This is a genomic window from Rhodococcus sp. Q1, from assembly GCF_004153645.1.
In the GTDB taxonomy this organism is placed as follows: Bacteria; Actinomycetota; Actinomycetes; order Mycobacteriales; family Mycobacteriaceae; genus Rhodococcus; species Rhodococcus gordoniae.
The window spans coordinates 36,118-56,300 of record NZ_SDMJ01000006.1; the positions used below are offsets into that span (position 1 = coordinate 36,118).

Annotated in this window: 20 protein-coding genes; 6 read left to right on the plus strand and 14 right to left on the minus strand. The window is 69.9% G+C overall.

Annotated features, from left to right (window positions below; genetic code table 11):
- Window positions 1-107: 107 nt before the first annotated feature.
- The 3 genes from EQ874_RS17815 to EQ874_RS17825 form a co-directional block, all read right to left on the minus strand.
- Window positions 108-1,001, minus strand: coding sequence for a hypothetical protein (locus EQ874_RS17815; RefSeq protein WP_129977616.1), 894 nt, complete (start codon window positions 999-1,001; stop codon window positions 108-110).
- 47 nt (window positions 1,002-1,048) lie between these two features.
- Entirely contained in the window at window positions 1,049-3,124 is a 2,076-nt protein-coding gene (locus tag EQ874_RS17820) for a hypothetical protein (RefSeq protein WP_129977617.1), read from the minus strand.
- A gap of 221 nt (window positions 3,125-3,345) precedes the next feature.
- Window positions 3,346-3,543: a hypothetical protein gene (locus EQ874_RS17825; protein ID WP_016934832.1), complete on the minus strand. Its 198-nt coding sequence runs from the start codon at window positions 3,541-3,543 to the stop codon at window positions 3,346-3,348.
- A 209-nt stretch (window positions 3,544-3,752) separates the two neighbouring features.
- Between EQ874_RS17825 and EQ874_RS17830 the strand changes: the two genes are divergently transcribed.
- Both EQ874_RS17830 and EQ874_RS17835 read left to right on the plus strand, forming a co-directional pair.
- On the plus strand, window positions 3,753-4,658 hold the full coding sequence (locus EQ874_RS17830) for a hydroxymethylglutaryl-CoA lyase (protein ID WP_129977618.1): 906 nt from the start codon (window positions 3,753-3,755) through the stop codon (window positions 4,656-4,658).
- The gene (locus EQ874_RS17835; RefSeq protein WP_172506090.1) at window positions 4,655-5,614 is read left to right on the plus strand and encodes a glycerate kinase; all 960 of its coding nucleotides are present in this window, start codon (window positions 4,655-4,657) and stop codon (window positions 5,612-5,614) included. Before EQ874_RS17830 ends, EQ874_RS17835 begins: the two co-directional genes overlap by 4 nt.
- A 58-nt stretch (window positions 5,615-5,672) precedes the next feature.
- Here EQ874_RS17835 and EQ874_RS17840 read toward each other — a convergent pair whose 3' ends face one another.
- The 6 genes from EQ874_RS17840 to EQ874_RS17865 all read right to left on the minus strand — a co-directional run bounded on the left by EQ874_RS17840 (window position 5,673) and on the right by EQ874_RS17865 (window position 13,103).
- The gene (locus EQ874_RS17840) at window positions 5,673-6,680 is read right to left on the minus strand and encodes a hypothetical protein (RefSeq protein ID WP_129977619.1); all 1,008 of its coding nucleotides are present in this window, start codon (window positions 6,678-6,680) and stop codon (window positions 5,673-5,675) included.
- 83 nt (window positions 6,681-6,763) lie between these two features.
- Window positions 6,764-7,258 (minus strand): LppA family lipoprotein, encoded by a 495-nt coding sequence (locus EQ874_RS17845; RefSeq protein ID WP_242496798.1) that lies wholly within the window; start codon window positions 7,256-7,258, stop codon window positions 6,764-6,766.
- Window positions 7,255-8,820, minus strand: a complete 1,566-nt coding sequence (locus EQ874_RS17850) for an alpha/beta hydrolase (RefSeq protein ID WP_129977620.1) — start codon at window positions 8,818-8,820, stop codon at window positions 7,255-7,257. The genes EQ874_RS17845 and EQ874_RS17850 overlap by 4 nt, the downstream gene beginning before the upstream one ends.
- A gap of 138 nt (window positions 8,821-8,958) precedes the next feature.
- Complete coding sequence (locus EQ874_RS17855; protein ID WP_129977621.1) at window positions 8,959-11,478, minus strand: FtsX-like permease family protein; 2,520 nt, start codon at window positions 11,476-11,478, stop codon at window positions 8,959-8,961.
- A gap of 11 nt (window positions 11,479-11,489) precedes the next feature.
- Window positions 11,490-12,251, minus strand: a complete 762-nt coding sequence (locus EQ874_RS17860; protein ID WP_064064380.1) for an ABC transporter ATP-binding protein — start codon at window positions 12,249-12,251, stop codon at window positions 11,490-11,492.
- A 90-nt stretch (window positions 12,252-12,341) separates the two neighbouring features.
- A complete protein-coding gene (locus EQ874_RS17865) occupies window positions 12,342-13,103 on the minus strand; it encodes an SDR family oxidoreductase (RefSeq protein WP_064064381.1) in 762 nt (253 codons plus the stop codon).
- 115 nt (window positions 13,104-13,218) lie between these two features.
- Here EQ874_RS17865 and EQ874_RS17870 point away from each other — a divergent pair, with 115 nt between their 5' ends.
- A complete protein-coding gene (locus EQ874_RS17870; RefSeq protein ID WP_064064382.1) occupies window positions 13,219-13,986 on the plus strand; it encodes a deoxyribonuclease IV in 768 nt (255 codons plus the stop codon).
- 102 nt (window positions 13,987-14,088) lie between these two features.
- On the opposite strand, the gene EQ874_RS17875 is transcribed toward EQ874_RS17870, so the two are convergent.
- Genes EQ874_RS17875 through EQ874_RS17885 form a run of 3 tightly spaced genes read right to left on the minus strand, consistent with a single transcriptional unit; the run spans window position 14,089 to window position 16,186 of the window.
- A complete protein-coding gene (locus EQ874_RS17875; RefSeq protein WP_064064383.1) occupies window positions 14,089-14,700 on the minus strand; it encodes a TetR family transcriptional regulator in 612 nt (203 codons plus the stop codon).
- Window positions 14,697-15,452, minus strand: coding sequence for an ABC transporter permease (locus EQ874_RS17880; protein ID WP_129977622.1), 756 nt, complete (start codon window positions 15,450-15,452; stop codon window positions 14,697-14,699). The genes EQ874_RS17875 and EQ874_RS17880 overlap by 4 nt, the downstream gene beginning before the upstream one ends.
- Entirely contained in the window at window positions 15,449-16,186 is a 738-nt protein-coding gene (locus EQ874_RS17885; RefSeq protein WP_129977623.1) for an ABC transporter ATP-binding protein, read from the minus strand. Before EQ874_RS17885 ends, EQ874_RS17880 begins: the two co-directional genes overlap by 4 nt.
- 124 nt (window positions 16,187-16,310) lie before the next feature.
- On the opposite strand from EQ874_RS17885, the gene EQ874_RS17890 reads away from it, so the two are divergent.
- The gene (locus EQ874_RS17890; RefSeq protein WP_129977624.1) at window positions 16,311-16,901 is read left to right on the plus strand and encodes a hypothetical protein; all 591 of its coding nucleotides are present in this window, start codon (window positions 16,311-16,313) and stop codon (window positions 16,899-16,901) included.
- A gap of 60 nt (window positions 16,902-16,961) precedes the next feature.
- On the opposite strand, the gene EQ874_RS17895 is transcribed toward EQ874_RS17890, so the two are convergent.
- Complete coding sequence (locus EQ874_RS17895) at window positions 16,962-17,705, minus strand: helix-turn-helix domain-containing protein (protein ID WP_051017539.1); 744 nt, start codon at window positions 17,703-17,705, stop codon at window positions 16,962-16,964.
- Between the two features lie 120 nt (window positions 17,706-17,825).
- Between EQ874_RS17895 and EQ874_RS17900 the strand changes: the two genes are divergently transcribed.
- Window positions 17,826-18,641, plus strand: coding sequence for an SDR family oxidoreductase (locus EQ874_RS17900; RefSeq protein ID WP_129977625.1), 816 nt, complete (start codon window positions 17,826-17,828; stop codon window positions 18,639-18,641).
- Window positions 18,642-18,671: 30 nt separating this feature from the next.
- Complete coding sequence (locus EQ874_RS17905; RefSeq protein ID WP_129977626.1) at window positions 18,672-19,586, plus strand: NAD-dependent epimerase/dehydratase family protein; 915 nt, start codon at window positions 18,672-18,674, stop codon at window positions 19,584-19,586.
- Window positions 19,587-19,648: 62 nt separating this feature from the next.
- On the opposite strand, the gene EQ874_RS17910 is transcribed toward EQ874_RS17905, so the two are convergent.
- A complete protein-coding gene (locus EQ874_RS17910; protein ID WP_129977627.1) occupies window positions 19,649-20,083 on the minus strand; it encodes a nuclear transport factor 2 family protein in 435 nt (144 codons plus the stop codon).
- Between the last annotated feature and the right edge of the window lie 100 nt (window positions 20,084-20,183).

A 20,183-nucleotide genomic window follows, 5' to 3' on the forward strand; every position in this document is an offset into this window, starting at 1 on the left:
GCCCTCATACCTAGAAGTTCTATGGATAACGGTGACCCTAGCAGATCTAGGTATGCGAATCGCGCGGTCGCCCATCAACGGTGCCGGGACTTCTTCTACTGCTCGTTCTACTGCTCGCCGCGGGACTCGGCAGCGGGCGCAGACTCGTCGGAGCGACTCCACGTCTCCGTCACCCGGGCCCGGCCGCGTTCGAACACCTCGCCGAGGACTCCCCCGACCGCCTTGAGCGGACTGCTCATCGAGTCCAGCGCCTCGGCCACCACAGGGTCCTCGTCGTCGAGCCAGCCGGCCTCGTCGGCACGGCACGCCCACCGGAAGTCGTCGATGTCCCGGCGCAGACCGGCGAGCACCTTCGTGGTCCGTCCCGACGACAGGCGTCGGACGACCTCGATCGGGGGATCCTCCGCGAACCGGGCCAGTGCGGCGCGGGCACGACGGAGTAACGCCGCGTCCTGCGTGAAATGGTCGGACAGAACCTGCCGTGCGGACGTCAGCGCGTCGGTCAGATCCTCGTCGCGCGTGCGCGCCAGGTGCACGCGATGCCACAGGAACAGGCAGTCCTCGACGATCACGAGCAACTGCAGCGTCTCCCCCAGCGCTCCTTCCGCCGCAACCTTCTGCAGCAGTTCGATGTGCTCACCCACCGCCGCGTCGAGCCCGAGATCGTCCAGCGACGACGAGACGTGACTGCGCAGACGCATCACCGTCTCGGCGAAGACCGGGCCCACCTCGGCGACGACCGACCACTCCCCGTCGGGCAGGCCGCCGGTGTGGTCGACGATCGATGCCGCCCTGGTCAGGATGTTGTGCGTGGCGACGATGTCGCCGGCCGGGGGCGCCCCGGCCAGGTCGAGCACACGGTCGACGGTCCCGGGCGCCGCATCCTCACCTTCGAGCCGCACGACGGCGGCCTCCACCGACGAGACGGCTCCCCGCAACGCCTCGAGAACCGCGTCGAGGGCGGCGGGGACTGCGGCGGTGGGTTTCGACGTGTCGGCCATTCCTCAATCGTGCTACGTCCGCGGTCCGGATGCATCACGTCTCCCGGTCAGTTCGAGACGCGCACCCATGCCTGCTCGAGCAGCGCGACCACCTCCGTCTCCCGGCGGGCGCGATAGGCCGACAGGATCCGACGCGGACGCGACTCCCCGTCGAGGCCGAGGGCGGAAGCGAGTGCCGCCGCGATCCGTTCCTCGGGGACGGTCTCCGGTTCGGTGTGGCCGATGAGCGAGAGCGCCTTGCGCAACGGTTCGGCGTTGTCGGCGACAGTGCGCAGCGGCAGGACGTCGAACCGGCCGTCGGTGCGGATCTCGAGCAGCAGCTCGTTGTCCTCCTCCACGCCGACATCCTCGAGGAAACGGCGGATCGAGGACAGGCGCGGCGCCGGCCCCGTCCAGCGCAAAGTCTGCCCTCCCAGCCGGGACGGCAGCACCACATGGCCGCCCGGCGCGCAGTTCGCGATCGTCGCGACAGCGGACGGAACCGTGAACTCGGCTCCCCGAAGGTGGTCGCGCGTCGCAGGGATCCGCAGCCGCCAGGAGTCGCCCAGCCGGTACAGCCGACGCGTGCGCTCGGGCACGGCGATGGGGACGTGCGAGCGGTGACGCCGCCGGACGCGACCGTCGACGACCTCGAAATCCCCTCCACCCGTAAATGTTCGAGCGGAGTCCTCGGAGATGCCGAAGCGGTCGACGAGCGCGGCGACCACCATGTCGCGATCGGCGCTTCCTCCGCGGGCATCGACCAACCGCGCAATGCGGTTGCGGATCGCGATGACCACGTCGACGTCCCACTCGGCCAGCGCCCACCGCTCGCCGTCGGACGTGAAGCGCTCGTCGTCGGCGAGCTCGGAGACGAGCGTATGGACGTCCGCGTTGACACCCATCCGTGCGACGAGCGTGTCGGCGGTCAGCGGATCGCCGAGCACCTCGAGGACCTGTGCGGCACGACCCGCGAGACCGTCCGGCGGGGACAACAATCGGCGTTCGAAGGTCGTCGTGCCGCAGTACTGCGTCCACGCCTCGAACTCACCGTCGGGAAGCGACCACACCGCCTTCACCGCGGCCGGCTCCACCACACCGTTCGGCGACTCGAACTCCGAGAGCAATCCCCGCGTCTGCTTCTCGGCGTCGGGCAGATCCGGTACGGCGACCCACCCGTCCGCGACCTCGAAGCGATCGTCGAGCCGGTGCAGCACTCGCCACAGGGGCACGTCGAAACCCGGCACGGTCCGGTTCAGCACCGGATGGGCGCGCACCACCCGGTCGAACGACGCCACCGGCTGCACGTCGACGCGCAACGCCGCCAGCAGGTCTCCCACCGCCGTGCCGAACGGGAAGGTGGAGGGCCCGGCCGGGTCGTCGACGTCGTCGTGGACGCGGCGCCGCAACGCCGCGCGCTCCGCGTCGGGCAGTCCCTGCAGGTACTCGGTGAGTTCGGTGATCGGATCGGACGGCGCCACCACCGGGAGGTCGCGGGCGGTGAGCGCCCGCAACCGGGCCGCGGCGTCCTGGATCTCCTCCGGCGCGCCGTCGTCGATCACGGCCTGCAGAAGGGGGGCGTCGTCCTGACCGCACACTCTGCGCCACCGCGCCAGCGCGGCCAGGTCGTCGAGGAGCAGCGCCACGGCGGGCACCCGCGCGGCACGCGGATCGGCCCCGAGAGTGGACGGCTCGCGGAGGACCGTCGTGACGAGCGCGGCACAGACGATCTCCTCCACCGCCTCGCGGTCGGCGCCGCGGACCCCGAGCAGGTCGGCCGGACTGCGGCTGAACAACTCGGCGGTGGTGGGTGCGTGGGGAAGGCGTGCGACGAGGGTCGCGGCGGCCGGACCGAGATCGAGTGCGGCCACGGGCACTTCGTCCTCACGCAGCAGACCGTCCGCGAACCGCAGATCAGGGTGATCGGTGACGTAGATGTGGGCGAGTTCGGCACACAGCTCGGGGATCTCGGTGTGGCCGGAAGTCTCGGCGGGCGACTCGTTCTCCCACCATCGCGGGGACGACACCAGCGCGCCGAGGGCGGCGGTGCGGGCCGAACCGTAGCGATCGAGCCACGGCATCAGATCCACCCAGCGACGGCTGTCGAGTTCGTCCACCGACATCGCACGAGACCACAGCGACACTGACCGTTGCTCCTCTTCCACGCCCGGCGGAGGCCGCGGGCCCCCTGTCCGGCGTCGACGCCGCGCTCGTGCAGCGCGTCTGCGCGAGGCGCCCTCGACCCGGACGCCGTTCTCACCCTACCGTCCGACCGCACCGTTCCCCGTCAGGTGACGGCAGTGTCGGAGGCCGTCGAGTGACGGCAGTGTCGGAGGCCGTCGAGTGACGGCAGTGTCGGAGGCCGTCAGGTGACGGCGATATCGGACGCCGAGTCGTCGCGCGCCTCCGGGCGGAGGCGCAGCAGGACGAGTCCCGTCACCGAAGCCACGATGAGGGAGGCCACCAGTCCGTTGACGTGGAGCGCCCAGACGGCGATCACCGCCCCGGCCAGTCCCCCCACCAGAGCGATCCAGAGCAACACTTTTCCCAGGACCGAAGCCATGTCCGCGCACCTTCCGGCAAATCACGATCAGAACGGTGAGGATAGTGTCATCTGTCACAGACTTCGCGAAAGCCCTCCGGTGTGTCGACGAATCGTGCCCGCACGGTGACCGGGGCATACTGGGGCGGTTCGCGACGGCGGGGCCGGGCAGGAACACGACGGGAGGCGGATCAGTGGCGGGACCGACGAGTGACCGAGCACGCACGGACGTGATCCTGCGCGACGTGACCCTGCGCGACGGACTTCAGCTGACCGGCAAGCTGCTGCCCACCGCACGCAAGGTGGAGATCGTGCGGGCGCTGCTCGCGGCCGGAGTCCCCGAACTCGAGATCGGATCCCTGGCCCGTGCCGACCTCGTGCCCCCGATGGCGAACACCCTCGACCTCGTCGCGGCGCTGACCGAGGAGGAACTCGACCGCTGCTGGATCTGGGTTGCCACACCGCGCCACGTCGAGAAGGCGATCGCGGCCGGGGCCCGCCGGTTCCAGTACTGCTTCTCGGTATCCGACGCCCACAACCGCGCCAACATCGGCCGCGACACCGAGGACAGCCTCGCCGCGATGCCCGCGGCGATCGAGCGTGCCCACGCCGCCGGCGGGAGCATCCAATTGTGCCTGGCCACCTCGTTCACGTGCCCGTTCGACGGTCCGGTCGATCCCGACCGGGTCGTCGAGATCGCGTGCGACCCGCGCACCGACGGGGCCGTCGACATCGTCGTCGCCGACACCCTGGGGCAGGCCGTGCCCGGACAGGTGTCGTCGCTGGTCGCGCGACTGGCCGCCGAATCCCCCGACCGGCGGATCGTCTACCACGGTCACGACACCTGGGGTCTGGGTGTCGCCGACAGCCTCGCCGCGATCGAGGCGGGCGCGACCGTCGTCGACGGTGCGCTCGCCGGCCTCGGAGGATGCCCGTTCGCGCCGGGTGCGAGCGGCAACACCGCGAGCGAGGACCTGCTGTTCGCGACGCGACCGTCGTGGCTGGACCCGGAGATCTTCGGCGCCCTGGTCCGCCTCGGTGAGGACATCGTCGCCGAACTGGACGAACCGAACCGGTCGCGTGCGCGGCAGGGCGCCCGCTCCGAGGCCGAGGCCTTCGCCTGGGTGCTGCGGTGACCCGCATCCTGATCGTCCCCGACAGTTTCAAGGGCACCTACACCGCCGTCGAGGTCGCCGATGCGATCGCGTCCGGCGTCGAGAGCGCCGGGCACACCGCGATCCGGATGCCCGTCGCGGACGGCGGTGAGGGCACACTCGACGCGCTCGCAGAACCACTCGGCCTCGCCCGGATCGAGGTCGAGACCGTGAACCCGTGGCGCGCACCGTGCCGCGGGCTGCTGGGGATGTCGCCGGACGGGACAGCGGTCGTCGAGCTCGCCACGGCGAGCGGCATCACCACCCCGCACGACGGTCCGCGCGACGCCGTCACCGCCGATACCTACGGCACCGGCATGGTCATGGCGGACGCCGTCCGGCGTGGAGCACGGCATCTCGTCGTCGCCGCCGGTGGATCGGCGACGACCGACGGCGGTGTGGGCGCGATCGCCGCCATCGACGAGCGGGGTGGACTCGGCGACGCACGCGTGACCGTGCTCTCCGACGTCACGACCCGCTACACCGATGCGGCACGGATATTCGGGCCGCAGAAGGGCGCCGATCCGGCCGCCGTCGCGCTGCTCACACGCCGCCTCGAGGAGACGGCGTCGACTCTCCCGCGCGACCCGCGGGAAGTGGACGGCACGGGTGCGGCCGGTGGCTTCTCCGGCGGCATGTGGTCGCGGTTCGGTGCCGAACTACGCTCCGGCGCCGACTTCGTGCTCGACGCAGTGGGTTTCGACGACGCCGTGCGCACCGCCGATCTCGTGGTCGTCGGCGAGGGACGGCTCGACGGCCAGTCGCGGGCGGGCAAGATCGTCTCGGCGATCCTCGCGCGCTGCGGCGAGGTACCGGCGGTCGCGGTGGTCGGTTCCGTCGGCGACGATCTCGGCGACTACCGTGCCCGGTTCGAGAATGTCGTCGTGGCGTCCGATGCCGCGGCGCTCACACGCGCGGGTCGCGCACTGCGCCCCTGAGCGGCGCATCGGAGCACAGTGCGCCCCTGAGCGGCGTACACGAGCGACCTGCGAGGGATCACGGCGCAGTGGGCTGTGCGCTGCCGCACGGGTTTTCGTTGGGCGTCGCCTCGGGCGACGGCGCCGGGTCGACGGCCGGATCGGAGGCGCGGGCCGGCCACGAGGCCGGTCGTGCCTCGAAACACGGGTCGGCGACGGGTGCCCGATCGGGCGACGGCACCGGCGACGGCGGTGGTGCGACCGCGGTCTGCAGTCCGGGGGCGGAGCGCTCCGCTTGCACACCGCTGCTCACCGCGACCGCCAGTCCCCCACCCAGCAGGGCGACGAGCGCGACGAGCGTGGCCAGCAGGACGGTGCCGCGACGACGACTCGGGGGCGTGGCGACGACCGTCGGGGCACGCCGGGCCGCTGCGACCAGCGCCGCGCCGGTTGCGCGATGCCAGGGCACCCCGTGGGGAGTCACGAAGGGGACACCGAGAACCGTGGCGAGTTCCCGGGCCGGACGGGCGTCGCCGGGACGCAGATCGAGAAAGACCACGGCGTGGGGAGAGATTCCGGCGCGGGCGACCGCTTCGTCCATGGCCTCGGGCAGGGACTGTGTGTAAGGACCGAACTCGTCGCCGTCGGGGCTGACCGTGGACAGCACCGCGCGCGAGGGGACATCGACCATCGATGCCGATTCGACGCCGTAGGTGCGGGTGTGCAGGGCCAGGACGGGCAGATCCGCCAGCTCGGGCGCACCGGCGAGGAACGCCAATCGTGCGTCGTCGAGCAGGACCGTGTCGACGTCGACGCCGAGCACGGCCCGGACGGCCTCGGTGACCGGGTCGGCGTCCTCGTCGTTCTCGGGACCCGTCACCACCGCGGCGGCGACCAGGGTCAGCGATGCTGCCGACGCGCGTTCGGCCATGGCGGAGGCCGCAGCGGCGGCGGCTTCGGCCGGTGTGTCCCCGGGTGCACCGAAACCCCGCTGGGAGTCGAACGGACCGAGACTGGGCACGTCGGCGTCGACGAGGACCGCGCATACTTCACCGTCGTCGACGGAGATGCCGAGCATCGGGCGCATCTGTTCGTCCCTCCACGGCTGCCGACACGAATCACGACGACCCGAGCGGCCGTCGCTCGGACGAGCCTAACCGACGCCGGTGCCTACTTCCGGTAACAACCGACGGTGAGTCCCACGGTCGCAGCGAGGTAACTTCCGAAGGTGATGTACGAGCCGTCGGCCGCGAACATCCGGAGGGCGAGGCCCGTATCGGGCGGAAGTACGTGCCGGCCGTGGAAGCCGGCCCGCGCCGCTGTGTCCTCGAAGATGCCGGCGGCACGATCGAGTTCGTCCACCGGCACCGGCCGCGCCGAGCCGTGGATCGGAAGGTGCACCGTCAGACCCGAGGTGCCGTCGGGCAGCGTGCATCCCGCGGTGGTGCTCGAGTACTTCTGTTCGAATCGGACCCCGGGGAACTCGGCGGACAGTGCGGTGAGGACGTCGCGCTGCACAGCGGTGTAGTACTCGACCGCACCCGCGCTGGTCGCGGCGATCGGCTCGGGCATCGCGACCGGTGACACCGTGGTGGTGCACGCCGCCACGAGCGGCGTCAGCAGCGCGATGCACAGCCCGGCGCGGATTCTCGGTGTGGCGGTCACGGTGTGCTCCGTTCTGCGGTGCCCGCGACGACACCGGCGATGTGGTGGGAACTCGACGTTCCGGGGACGAGATACGAGCTGTGGCCGGTGATGCCCGCGAGCGGGGCACCGGTGGTGGTGGTGCCGGGACCGGCAGGAAGATGCGTCAGGCCGTCGAGGAAGCTCGGGTCGCCGCCGAAGGTGCCCGCGTCGGCGACGATGTCGCGGTCGGCTTCGACGAGATAGGCGGAGCCGGCCGGGATCCGCAGGTCGGTCACGTCGGCGGTCCCGATTCCGGGAGCCCCGGCGAACACTGCGGCGTCGACCGCGCCGGTCTCCCTCAGCGCCAGTCCGGAGACCACGGCCCCATAGGAATGCCCGACCGTGGTGATGCGCGGGTCGTCGGGACGCGACGCAGTGATGCCGTCGAGGAAACCGGCCAGCCGGGGTGCGGCGATCCGGGCGGCGAGATCGGAGACGGGACTGCGTTCGGTGAAGGCGAGACCCCAGCCCCATTGAGGGGCCTGGTAGTTCAGCCAGGTGACGGCAGCGACCGCGGGTTCGTCGCCCGGGTCGTCGGTGAGGAGGAGCCGAGCGGAGTCGCGCAGGGCCGCGACCTGGGTGTCGTAACCCTCGAGATTGCCCTGCACGGTCGAACCCGCGCCGGGGACGAAGACGGCCACGTGCTCGGCGGTGTCGACGTCCCCGACTGCGACGGCCGCCATCGCCTCACGTCCGGACAGGTCGAGGGCGAGCAGTTGCCGGTCGCCGTGGGCGAGGGTCGCGTCGATCGCGTCGAGGGCTTCGATCTTCCGCAGCGTCTGCTCCAACCCCGCGTCGGCGTCGGTGAACAATCCCGTGACGCCGGGGAACATCGTGTCGAGTTCGGCCTGCAACTGCGTCGCGACCGATCCGAGCCGGCGGCGTTCGTCGTCGAGCAGAGCGCGATTGGCGAGATCGCGAGCGGTAGCCGGGATTCCGTCGAGCGCGCCGATCTTCTCGGGATGTTCGGCGGCCAGCACGGTGCGTACCGTCTCGTCGAGCCCGTGCCACCATCGCGCGACCTCGACGGGGTCGGTGGCCGGATCCGGCAGGGCCGGCAGCGGCAGCGGTCCGGATCGTGGGAACGCGGTATGGATACCGTCGCTCTCTCCCGGAACGGTGTCCGTCGAGGCGGATCCGTCGCGCAACCGGGCGGCGGCCTCCCGGTCGAGAGCATCGGCGCGCACGAGCAGGGCGCGTAACGGCGCCGCGAGCAGTTCGTCGTCGTCGACCACGCGACCCCGTGCCGCGGCCCGGGACTGCAGGTGGCCCAGTTCCGCGCGCAGCTCCAGCAGTCGCGGTACGACGAACCGCGCGCACTCGGCCGCCTGTCGATACGACTCGGCTTGCACCCCGAGATCCCGGCTGTGCGAGAACGATACGGACCGTGCACTGTCGTGCGCCGCACCGCGCCAGGCACCTTCGAAGGATGCCCACCGCAGGACGTCGCCGGACACTGCGTCGACCGCGTCGGCGCACAACGCGAGTTCGGCCCCCAACCGTTCGAGCGCATTCGGGTCCCACCCGGCCAGATCGTCCACCCGCACACCACCACCCCCTGCCGCGGAAGCATAGGGGGCACCGACGACGACCGGCCCGCGGAATGCTCCGCGGGCCGGTCGCTGTGGACAACTCCACTGCCTGTGGACAACTCACGTCCACACGGCACTTCTCGCTGTCTACATGTCGCTGATCGCCTCGAGTGGCGGTGTCTTCGCCGCCCGCTGCCCGGGCCACAGCGCCGCGAGCACACCGATGATGCCGGACGCGACGAGCATGCCCACGACCTGCGACCACGGTACCGAGATGATGTCGAGCCCCTGATCGGCGAGCGTACGCACGAAGGCCCAGCCGAACGCGAGACCGAGCACGACACCCACGACCGCACCGAACACCGCGATGAGCAGCGATTCGAGATAGATCGTGCGGCGCACCTGGGCGCGTTGCATACCGACCGCGCGGAGCATGCCGATCTCCCGCCGTCGCTCCACCACCGACAGTGCCAGGGTGTTGACGATGCCGAGGATCGCGATCACCACGGCGAGGGCGAGCAGGCCGTAGAGGATCGCGAGGATCGTGTCGATCTGCTGTGCCTGCTGTCCCTTGAACTGTTCGCGGTCGAGGACCTGCACGATCACGTAGTCCTTGACGGCACCCTCGATCGCCGTGCGTACCTGCTCCGACTCGTCGACGGTGTTCATGAGAACCACGAGCGCCGAGCGGTTGTTCGGAGGCGTGAACTGCTCGAACAGTTGCTGCGAGATCACCCACGGGCCGATGAGCTGGTTGTCGGTGAAAATGCCGGCGACGGTGGTGTCGACGGTGTCGCCGTCACGGCTGGTGAGCGGGACGGCGGAACCCACCTGCCAGCCACGATCGTTCGCCGCGGTCTGCGAGACCAGGATCTCGTCGGCGGACACATCGCCGGTACCCGCGGTGATCTGCAGGTCGAGGACGTCCTCGAGCGGCCCTCCTGCGGCGGCTCCGAACTCGAAGTCCTGGTCGATCTTCGCCTGGACTCCGTAGACGGGCACGACCTCCTCGACGCCGTCGACGGTGCGCACGGCATCCGCGGCGGGCGTCGGAACGCCGAACATCTGCGGCCCGGTGAGCATGAAGTCCGCCTCGACGCCGTTGTCGACGAGCGAGTCGACACTCGCCTTCGCCGACGAACCGAACACGCCGATGACGGAGACGAGCATCAGGCCCAGGGTGAGGGCGAAGGCCGTCGCGGCGGTGCGCCGGGGATTGCGGGTCGCGTTGGTGCGCGCGAGCCGGCCGATGGATCCGAAGGGTCGGGCGAAGACGGCACCGAGCGCGTTCACGACGGGTCGGGACAGCGCCGGCGCCGCGAACAGGACCGCCAGGATCAGCAGGAACGCGCCGATGCCGACGGTCGCGGCCGCGCCACCGCCGACCTGCTGGGCGCCCACCACGACCAGGGCCGCACCGACGATCGCGCAGAGCACACCGATGATCGTGCGCAGCCGCAGCGATTCGACCGTCGCAGTGGATTCCTCGCGCATCGCGGCCACGGGCGGAACGTGGGTCGCCCGCCGGGCCGGGGCGTAGGCACTGATCATCGTCACGACCACGCCGACGAGCAGCGCGACGATCACGGTGCGCGGGGACAGCTGCAGCGGGCCGGACGGCAGTCCGAGATCCGCGGCGTTCAGCGCCGCGCGCAGGCCGTAGGCGAGGGCGACACCGGCGGCGATGCCGATGACGCTGCCTATCAGGCCGACGACGAAGGCTTCGAGGGTGACGGACCGGCCGACCTGCTTGCGGCTCGCGCCGATCGCGCGGAGCAGAGCGAGTTCGCGCAGTCGCTGGGCGACGATCATCGAGAAGGTGTTGTAGATGATGAACGTGCCGACGAGCAGCGCGATCGCGCCGAACGCGAGCAGGAAGTAGTTGAGGAAGTTCAGTGCCTCGGCGACCTGCGACTTGGTCTCCTCGGTGACTTCGGCGCCGGTCTGGACCTTCAGATCGGGCAGCGCCGCCGCGATCTCGTCGCGCAACTCGTCGGGCGAGAGCGACCCGTCGCCCGCGACGTCGAGGAAACCGACGTGCCGGCCGTCGGTGAACAGCTGGGACGCCTGCTGTTCGGTGAACAACGCGCCGATATAGCCGCCCGTATCGGTGTCGAGCTGGTAGACGCCGCTGACGGTCACCGGCACCATGCCCTGGGAGATGGTGAGCACCGTCGTGCTGTCGCCGACCGAGAGTCCGCCGCGTTCCGCGGCGCTCTCGTTGAGCGCGATCTGCCCGTTCTGCGCGGGCGGTGCACCGGCGACGAAGATCTCCGGTTCGCCGACGAGACGGTCGGGCGGGATGTAGGCGTAACCCTCGGCGGGCGCGCCTCCGGTCTGGATCGCGGCGCCCTCGGAGTCGAGGACGATGATGCCGCCACCGATCGTCGGAGAGACGCGGTCGACGCCGGGGAGGGCTGCGACCTCGTCGACGGCCGCGATCGGTACGCCGCTGGTGCCGTTCTCCTCGGTGCCGACCCGGACGTCGACGCCCTGGGCGACGTCGCCGAAGATGTTGTCGAAGGTGCGCTGCAGCGTGTCGGTGAAGACGAACGAGCCGGTGATGAAGGCCGTGCCGAGCACCACGGAGAGCACGGTCAGGGCGAGCCGCACCTTGTGGGCGGCGAGGTTGCGCAGGGCAACTCTGCGGATGGGATTCCCACTCATCGCGGTGTCTCCTATTCCGCCACGGGTGCCGCGGAGGCGGGATCGAACTGCTTCATCCGGTCGAGCACACGGTCGGCCGTGGGTTCGCGCATCTCGTCGACGATGCGTCCGTCGGCGAGGAACACCACGCGGTCGGCGTAGCCGGCGGCACGCGGGTCGTGGGTGACGATCACGACGGTCTGGTCGAACTCGTCGACGGCGGCCCGGAGGATGGAGAGCACCTCACCGGACGAGCGGGAATCGAGATTGCCGGTCGGCTCGTCGCCGAAGATGATCTCCGGTCGGCCGGCGAGGGCACGCGCGCACGCGACGCGCTGCTGCTGTCCGCCGGACAGCTCGCCGGGGCGGTGTCCGAGGCGGTCGGTGAGGCCCAGACGGCCGACCACGGTGTCGAGCCATTCGCGATCGACCTTGCGGCCCGCGATGTCCACCGGCAGGGTGATGTTCTCGAGCGCGGTGAGAGTGGGGACGAGGTTGAAGGCCTGGAAGACGAACCCGATGCGGTCGCGCCGCAGCTGGGTCATCCCCTTGTCGGACAGGGTCGTCAGGTCGGTGTCGCCGATGAAGACCGCTCCGGAGGTGGCGCTGTCGAGACCTGCGAGGCAGTGCATGAGGGTCGACTTGCCCGATCCGGAGGGACCCATGATCGCGGTGAACTCACCGGCGGCGAAGTCGGCGGTCACGCCGTCGAGGGCGTGTACCGAGGTTTCCCCGCTGCCGTAGATCTTCTTCAGGTCCTGGGCGCGGGCTGCTGGGGCCGAGTGCAGTGGCATGCACCCATCTTCCCGGTGCGGGGACCCTCGCACCATCGGGGAGGACCCCGATCTTCGACTCGGGGATGCGGGCGTATGCCGGGCGGGGGCTCAGGCCCAGCGGGCCTGCCCTCCGTCCAGCGGGAGCGTCGCGCCGGTGAGGTACCGCGCGTCGTCGCTCACGATCCAGGCCACGGCGCGGCCGATGTCCTGTTCGGGGTCGCCGATGCGGCGGAGCGGGATGGACTTCACGAACGCGGCGGCCTCCTCCGGGTACGTCTCCGTCCACTTCTTCAGGCCCGGGGAGAGGGCGTGGGGGGCGACGGCATTGACGCGGATACCGTCGATTCCCCATTCGGATGCCGCGGTGCGCGTCAGCGACCGCAGTGCCTCCTTGGTCGAGGCGTAGCCGCCGTACCCGCTGGTGTCCCACCGCACGGCGGCGGAGGTGACCATGTTGACGATGGACCCACCTCCGCGGGCCTTCATGATCGGGTGGACGAGTTGCATGGCCTGCAGCGCCGCGAGCGGACCCGAGCGGTACGCCTTCTCCAGCACGGCCGGCTTCAGGTCGAGCAGCGGGCCGAGCGGATTGAAGCTGGCGTTGTTGACGAGGATGTCGACGCCGCCGAACAGCTCGACCGTTCGATCCACCGCGGCCGTGATCTCGTCCGGATCTGCGATGTCGCACACCACCGGCTCCGCGGTGCCGCCGAGAGCGCGGACTTGCTCGACGGTGTCCACCAGCTTCGATTCGGTCCGGCCGGTGACCGCGATCGCCGCGCCTTCGCGGGCCAGCGCGAAGGCCACGCCCTGGCCGATCCCCTGCCCCGCTCCGGTGATCAGCGCGACCTTGCCGTCGAGTGTGCCCATGCGTCGTCGTTTCCCGTCGTTCGTCGTGTCGTCGAGTGCGACGAGTCGACCAGATTCCGGGCAGGTCCGGGTGTTGTGGTCCCGGTCGCCGGGACATCCCCCTACCCTGTGGGACATGCGGATAGGTGCGCACGTCCGGCAGGACGACGATCCCATCGGTCAGGGCGAACATCTCGGCGCCGATCTCGTGCAGGTGTTCCTGTCGGACCCGCAGAAGTGGACGAAGCCCGGTGTGCATCCGCGCACCGAGCAGATCCTCGCGTCGGATGTCGACGTGGTGGTGCACTCGCCGTACGTCGTCAACGTTGCGAGCCTGAACAACAGGGTGCGGATGCCGTCGCGCAAGGCCGTCGCCGATCATGCCGAGGCGGCCGCGCGGATCGGCGCTCTCGGGTTGGTCGTCCACGGTGGGCACGTGCGCGCGGGTGAGGACGTCGCCGCGGGAGTCGAGAACTGGCGCAAATTGTTCGAACGGCAGGAGGACAAGGGCGGGTTCGGGGTGCCGATCCTCGTGGAGAACACGGCTGGTGGCGATTTCGCGATGGCTCGCTATTTCGACGCGATCGGCCGCCTGTGGGACGCCATCGGCGATCACGGCCCCGGTTTCTGCCTCGACACCTGCCATGCCTGGGCGGCCGGGGAGGATCTCGTCGGTGTCGTCGAACGCGTGCGTGCGGTCACCGGCCGGATCGATCTGGTGCACCTGAACAATTCCCGCGACGAGTTCGATTCGGCCCGCGACCGGCATGCCAATCTCACCGATGGGCAGATCGATCCGCAGTTGCTCGCGGAGATCGCGGTGCAGGCCGACGCACCGATCGTGCTCGAGACCCCGGCTGAGGGACTCGCCGACGACATCGCCTTCCTCCGCGAGCACTCCTGACGACGCACTCCGTTCCACGGGTGCACCCTGCGCGGACGGATGCATCTTGTCGACAGCGCGCCTCTGTCTCCGGACGGAGCACACGTTCCGCGAAGGCGGAGGTCATGCCCCGGGCAGCTCGCCCGTGAGATACCGCTGGATCGTGGGGGCGACGATCTCGACGAGCTGCTCGGACTGCATCGACGCGAGCGGTTCGAGTCCGAGGATGTAGCGCACCAGCATGATTCCGGTCATCTGGGTGGCCACGAGCTCGGCGCGCAATCTGCCGGTGCCCACGGGACGATCGATGCGCTCGAGCAGGGGCGCGAGCGCGACCTCCAGTAGGAACGACCGGATCAGTCCGCTGTCGCCGCCGGTGATCTGCGCACGGAACATCGCGACGGCGGCGTCGCGGTGCGGGGAATCCCACACGCCGAGAAGGGCGGTCGCGAGAGCCCGGCCGAGTTCCGCGCACGGGGCCGCGTAGACGGGGGCGAGGACGTCCCGCGGATCGACGGGCAGCGCGACGGACGCGGTGAACAACTGCAGTTTGGTGCCGAAGTAGTGGTGCACTAGCGCCGGGTCCACTTCGGCGCGGGCCGCGATCGCACGTACCGTCGCCTTGTCGTAACCCTCGACGGCGAACAGTTCCCGTGCACTCGCAAGGATCTCGTCGCGAGCGCCCGAGTGTCCGGGACGGCGTCCGGGACGCCGGGGCCCGGCCGGGTCCGTCACGGGGTGCGGCGGCGCAGTGTCGCCGCCCCGAGCGCGAGTGCCGCGGCAGCGAACGTCGCGACGACGACCAGGTCCCGCACCATGACCCCGGTGACACCGGGGTTCACGGTGATCTCCTGCAGGGCCTCCACGGCGTAGCTCAACGGCAGCGCGTTGCTGATCCAGCGCAGCCAGTCGGGCAGATCTTCCCGAGCGACGAGCAATCCGCACAGCAGGAACTGCGGGATGACGATCACCGGCATGAACTGCACGGCCTGGAACTCGGTACGGGCGAAGGCACTGCACAACAACCCCAGGGAGACACCCAGCACCGCGACGAGCACCGCGACGACCAGCACCCACAGCACCGACCCCGCACTGGTGACGTCGAGCAACCAGAACGCCACCGCGCACGCGAGGCCGGCCTGGACGGCCGCCGCGAGCGAGAAGGCGCTGCCGTAGCCGGCGAGCAGGTCGAGTTTCGTCAGCGGCGTGGTGAGCAGCCGTTCGAGAGTGCCCGAACTGCGTTCGCGCTGCATCGCGATGGAGGTGACCAGGAACATCACGACGAACGGGAGGATCCCGAGCATCGTGACGGCGATCCGGTCGAACAGCGAGACTCCTCCCGGTCCTGTGGGGGCGTTCTGGTACATGAAGTACAGCAACGTCATCAGCAGACTCGGGACGAGCACGATCATCGCGACGGTGCGACGGTCCGCCCGCAGCTGACGCAGGATGCGTGTGGTCGTGGTGGCATAGACGACGGTGCTCACGGTCGTGCTCCCGTCCGGTTCCGGATGAGTCGGAGAAAAGCGTTCTCGAGGCCCGTCTCCCCTGTCTGCTCGCGCAGTTCGGCCGGGGTCAGCCGGGCGACCAGCCGGCCCTCGCGCAGCAGTACGAGTGTGTCGCAGTGATCGGCCTCGTCCATGACGTGACTCGACACGAGCAGTGTGGTGCCGCGATCGGCGAGCGATCGGAAGTGCTCCCACAGCTCGGCCCGCAGGAGCGGGTCGAGTCCGACGGTGGGTTCGTCGAGGACGAGGAGTTCGGGATCGCCCACCAGCGCGCACGCGAGCGAGACCCGCCCGAGTTGGCCGCCGGACAGGGCCGACGTCCGGTCGTGAGCATGGTCGGTGAGCCCGACCGCCGCGACGGTGTCGGCGACCGCAGTTCCCTTCCGTCCGTAGAGCGACGCGAAATAGGACACGTTCTCGGCGACGGTCAGGTCGGGGTAGACGCTCGGCGACTGGGTGACGTAGCCGATGCGGCGGCGCAGTGCGGCGCTGCCCGCAGGCAGGCCCAGCACGGTGACCGTGCCGGATTCGACGATCTGGGTGCCGACGATCGTGCGCATCAGGGTGGTCTTCCCGCAGCCCGAGGGCCCGAGAAGGCCGGTGATCGAGCCGCGCGGGACGCGCACGCTCACATCCTCGAGGGCTCGGTGGCTGCCGCGCCGGACGTTCAGGTCGCGGATGTCGACGGTAGTGGAGGTGTGGTCGATGTTCATGATCCACTCGATTCATCGAGTGTCGAATTCATCCTCGGACGAATTGTGCGCCTCATGTCTCGATCCGGTCAACCCCCGCGAGCGTCGCCGGGCCCGCCGGACGCTCCGACGTACCATGAGCCCCATGAAGCACACGCGTCTCGTACTGGCCGTCACCGCAACAGCACTGGTCCTGGCGGGATGCTCCGCCGGCGGCGACGAGCCCGCACCCTCCCCCGCCGTCTCGGTCGACACCCCGACGTCCTCGGCTCCCGAGCCCACCACCTCCGCCGAGGTCCCGCGCGATGCGCGCGACAAGGTCTCCCCCGCCGGACAGGACGCGAAGCTCACCGTCGTGGACATCCGCACCGGACGGCACGAGGGCTTCGACCGCGTGGTCTACGAACTCGGCGGCGAGGGCACGCCGGGATGGCGGGTCGGTTATGTCGACGAGGCGATCCAGGACGGCAGCGGCAAGGAGGTCCCCGTCACCGGCGACGCCGTGCTGCAGGTGCTCATCGACGGCTCCGCCTACCCGTTCGACAGTGGGGTCGAGCAGTACGACGGCCCGGATCCCGTGCTTGCCGAACCCGGCGGATCGGTGGTCGAGGTCAGCGGGTCCGGTGTCTTCGAAGGTGTCACCCAGTCGTTCATCGGCGTCGCCGCGCACGGCACCCCGTTCTCGGTCTTCTCCCTCACCGGACCGACCCGAGTGGTGATCGACGTGGCACGGTGACCGCTGCTGCTGTCCCGGCACCGGCCCGGAGGTGACGTTCGGGGCCGACATGGGCCACCCTCACGACCGGACTGCGGCACCGTTCCCGTGCTGCCACGTCCTCGCCACCCGTCCCGTCGGTGGGGACGCCTGGATACGTCGCCAGATCTCCGCCGCCGCACTCTGCGCCGACGCCAGCAGGCGTCTGTCACCGATCCGGGCGGACGGCCCGAAGACCGAGAGTGCGGCCGCCTGTCCGGTGTCGATCCGGCCGATAGGCACCGCAGCGCAACCGAATCCTTTCCTGCACTGTTCCTGGTCGTAGGCCAGACGGGTCTGCCGGACACGTTCGGCTTCGGGAGAATCGCTGCCCAGCGCAGCCAGAAGCGCCCTGCCGATGGTCGACGACGCAGCCGGGAGTCGTTTGCCTGCCCGTGAATTCGAGACAGCCGAACCCTCGTCACCGATCGCCTCGAGATACACCGCGTCGTCCCCGTCGAGCACACCCAGGTGTACGACGCACCCACTGATGCGGTGGAGCCGGTGCAGAGTGGGCAGAGCGGCTCGTCGCACCATGTTGTGTTGTGCGGCCGCAGAGCCGAGTTCGATCATGCGCAACCCCAGCTGGTAGTCCATTCCGTCCCGATGGACCCACCGCAGCTCGACGAGTTGTTCCAGTGCGCGATGGACGGAGGTACGCGACAGTCCGGTAGCAGCCACGATCCGGGACAGGGTGAGGCGTTCCGCGTTCTCCAACGCGGAAAGGATCAACGCGGTGCGCTGGATCGTTCCCTTCGGAACAGTCTGCGGGTCGTCGATGTGCATCCGGTCTCCTGTGTCGTCCTCACGGTCTTCGTAGCACCACGGCAGAGCACCGTCGGGCAAACTTCCGGACACCGGGAACAGACCTGTCGAGGACGACCACGGTTCCTGTGTACTCGACCCATGGCCCACCCCGTCTGCTCGCGCCCCGAACCTCTGCTGCAGGGCCGGCGTGCCCTGGTGACCGGCGGTGCCGGAGGAATCGGGGCTGCGGTGACGACAGCGTTCGCCGCACACGGTGCCGATGTACTCGTCGTCGATGTCGACACCGGCGCCGAGTTCGACTTCGACCCCACCGCAGGCGGTTCCGTCCGGATCATGGAATGGGACGTCCGTTCGGCGGTGTGCGCGCCCGAGATCGTCGACCACCGGCCGGACGTGCTCGTCAACAACGTCGGCCACTATCTGCGGCCCCCGCACCGCTTCACCGACAACGACCCGTCACTGTGGGACGAACTGCACGAGATCAATCTCGGCCACGTCCTGCGTCTGACGCACGCCCTTCTCCCCGGGATGGCCGAGGGTGGAGGGGGATCGATCGTCAACCTCACCACGGTCGAGGCGCACCGGGCGATTCCCGGCCACGCCGTCTACTCCGCGTACAAGGCGGCCCTGACGCAGTTCACCCGGTCGCTCGCCGCCGAGGTCGGACCGGACGGCATCCGGGTCAACGCGATCGCCCCCGACCTCGTCGATTCCGTACAGGTTCCGTACGACCGACTCGTACCGGAGCAGGATCGGGCACTGTGGCCCACCTGGTCGCCTCTCGGTGGCCCCGGACGCCCCGAGGACGTCGCCGGGGTGGCCGTGTTCCTGGCGTCGGACCTGTCGCGCTTCGTCACCGGCGGCACGATCCACGTCGACGGTGGTACCCATTCGAGCGGAGGCTGGGTCCCGAGACACTCCGGCGGGTGGACCAATCGCCCCCGGCATCCCTGACCTGTTCCACGACAACGAAAGATGCAGCACATGAAGATCCTTCTCGTCGGTGGTACCGGCATGATCGGCGCACACGCGGCACTGCTCCTCCGCGAGCACGGTGACGACGTCACGGTCGCCGCTCGGGGAGCGTTGTCCGACGATTCTCCGGTCGCCGGGTTTCCGCTCCTGGTCGGCGATTACACCGTTCCCACCTTCACCGCGGAACAACTCCGGGGGTTCGACGGTGTCGTCTTCGCGGCCGGACAGGATCCGCGGCATCGCACGGACGGGGGCGACGACGAAGCGTTCTGGGAGACCACGCAGAGCGTCGGGGTGCCCCGCTTCGCCGCCCTCGCCAAGCAGGCCGGGGTGGCTCGCTTCGTGCAGATCGGCAGTTACTACCACCATCTGCAGCCGGCCTTCGCAGACACCAATCCCTACGTCGCGGCGCGCCGGGACGCCGACGAGGGCGCACGGGCGCTGGCCGACGACTCGTTCACCGTGTGCACTCTGAACCCGCCCTCGATCATCGGGGCGGTACCGGGTGCTTCGGCCCGGCGCTACCGGCGCATGGTGTCCTGGGCGGCCGGTAAGGAACCGGCCTTCCCGGACTTCGCTCCCACGGGAGGCACCAACTACATGTCGGCGTACTCCCTGGCCCAGGCGATCCACGGCGCGCTGCATCGGGGAGAATCCGGCAAGGCCTATCTCGTCGGCGACCAGAACCTGCTGTACAAGGAGTTCTTCCAGCTCATGGTCGATGCCGCCGGTGGCGATCGCACCATCCCCGAGCGGGACGAATCGCATCCCTTCCTGCCCGACGCTGCGATCGTGCAGGGCAGAGGCAACCGCCTGTCCTACGAGCCGGCGCCCGAAGAAGTGCAGCTCCTCGGATACGATCGCAACGATTGCGCCCGGGCCGTCGAAGAGCTCGTCGAGGTCGTTCTCGCGTCCGGTCGCTGACCGATCCCGGGCAGTCGGTTCGGGACGGGACCCGACCGAACCGACTGCCGGTACGGGGCAGTTCAGGCCGTGGGCACGGTGACGGGACGATCGTCGACGATGTCGACGATCAGTTCCCGGCGGGCGATCCGCCAACGACCGTCCTCACGCCGGTAGGCATCCCGGTAGCGGAGGGTGATCGCGCTGTCCCGCATCCCGTTCCCGCTCCGGTACAGATGGTGGGCGAGGCAGTACACCCATCCGGTGGCGCTGTCGCCGTCCACGTCGATCACCCGCTGATGCACCGCGTGGTGGGTGGCGTGCAGGTGCGCGGTGCCGTCCAGCACCATTGCGACGATCGCATCCCTGCCGACCGTGATCGCCGCGCCGCGACCACGGGTCACGGCGGGAGGCCGGACGAATTCGGCGTCGACGGTGAACAGGGCAGCCAGCGCAGGCCGGTCACGGGTGTCGACCGCCACCGAGTACCGGCCGGCCAGATCCGAAAGGTCGTTCATTCGCTGCAGTATCCGGTCTCGGACCGTGTGGCCGGTGCCGGAGTCCACTGAACGGAATCGCCATCCGAGCGTCGGCGACCCGTCCCTGGACATCACACCT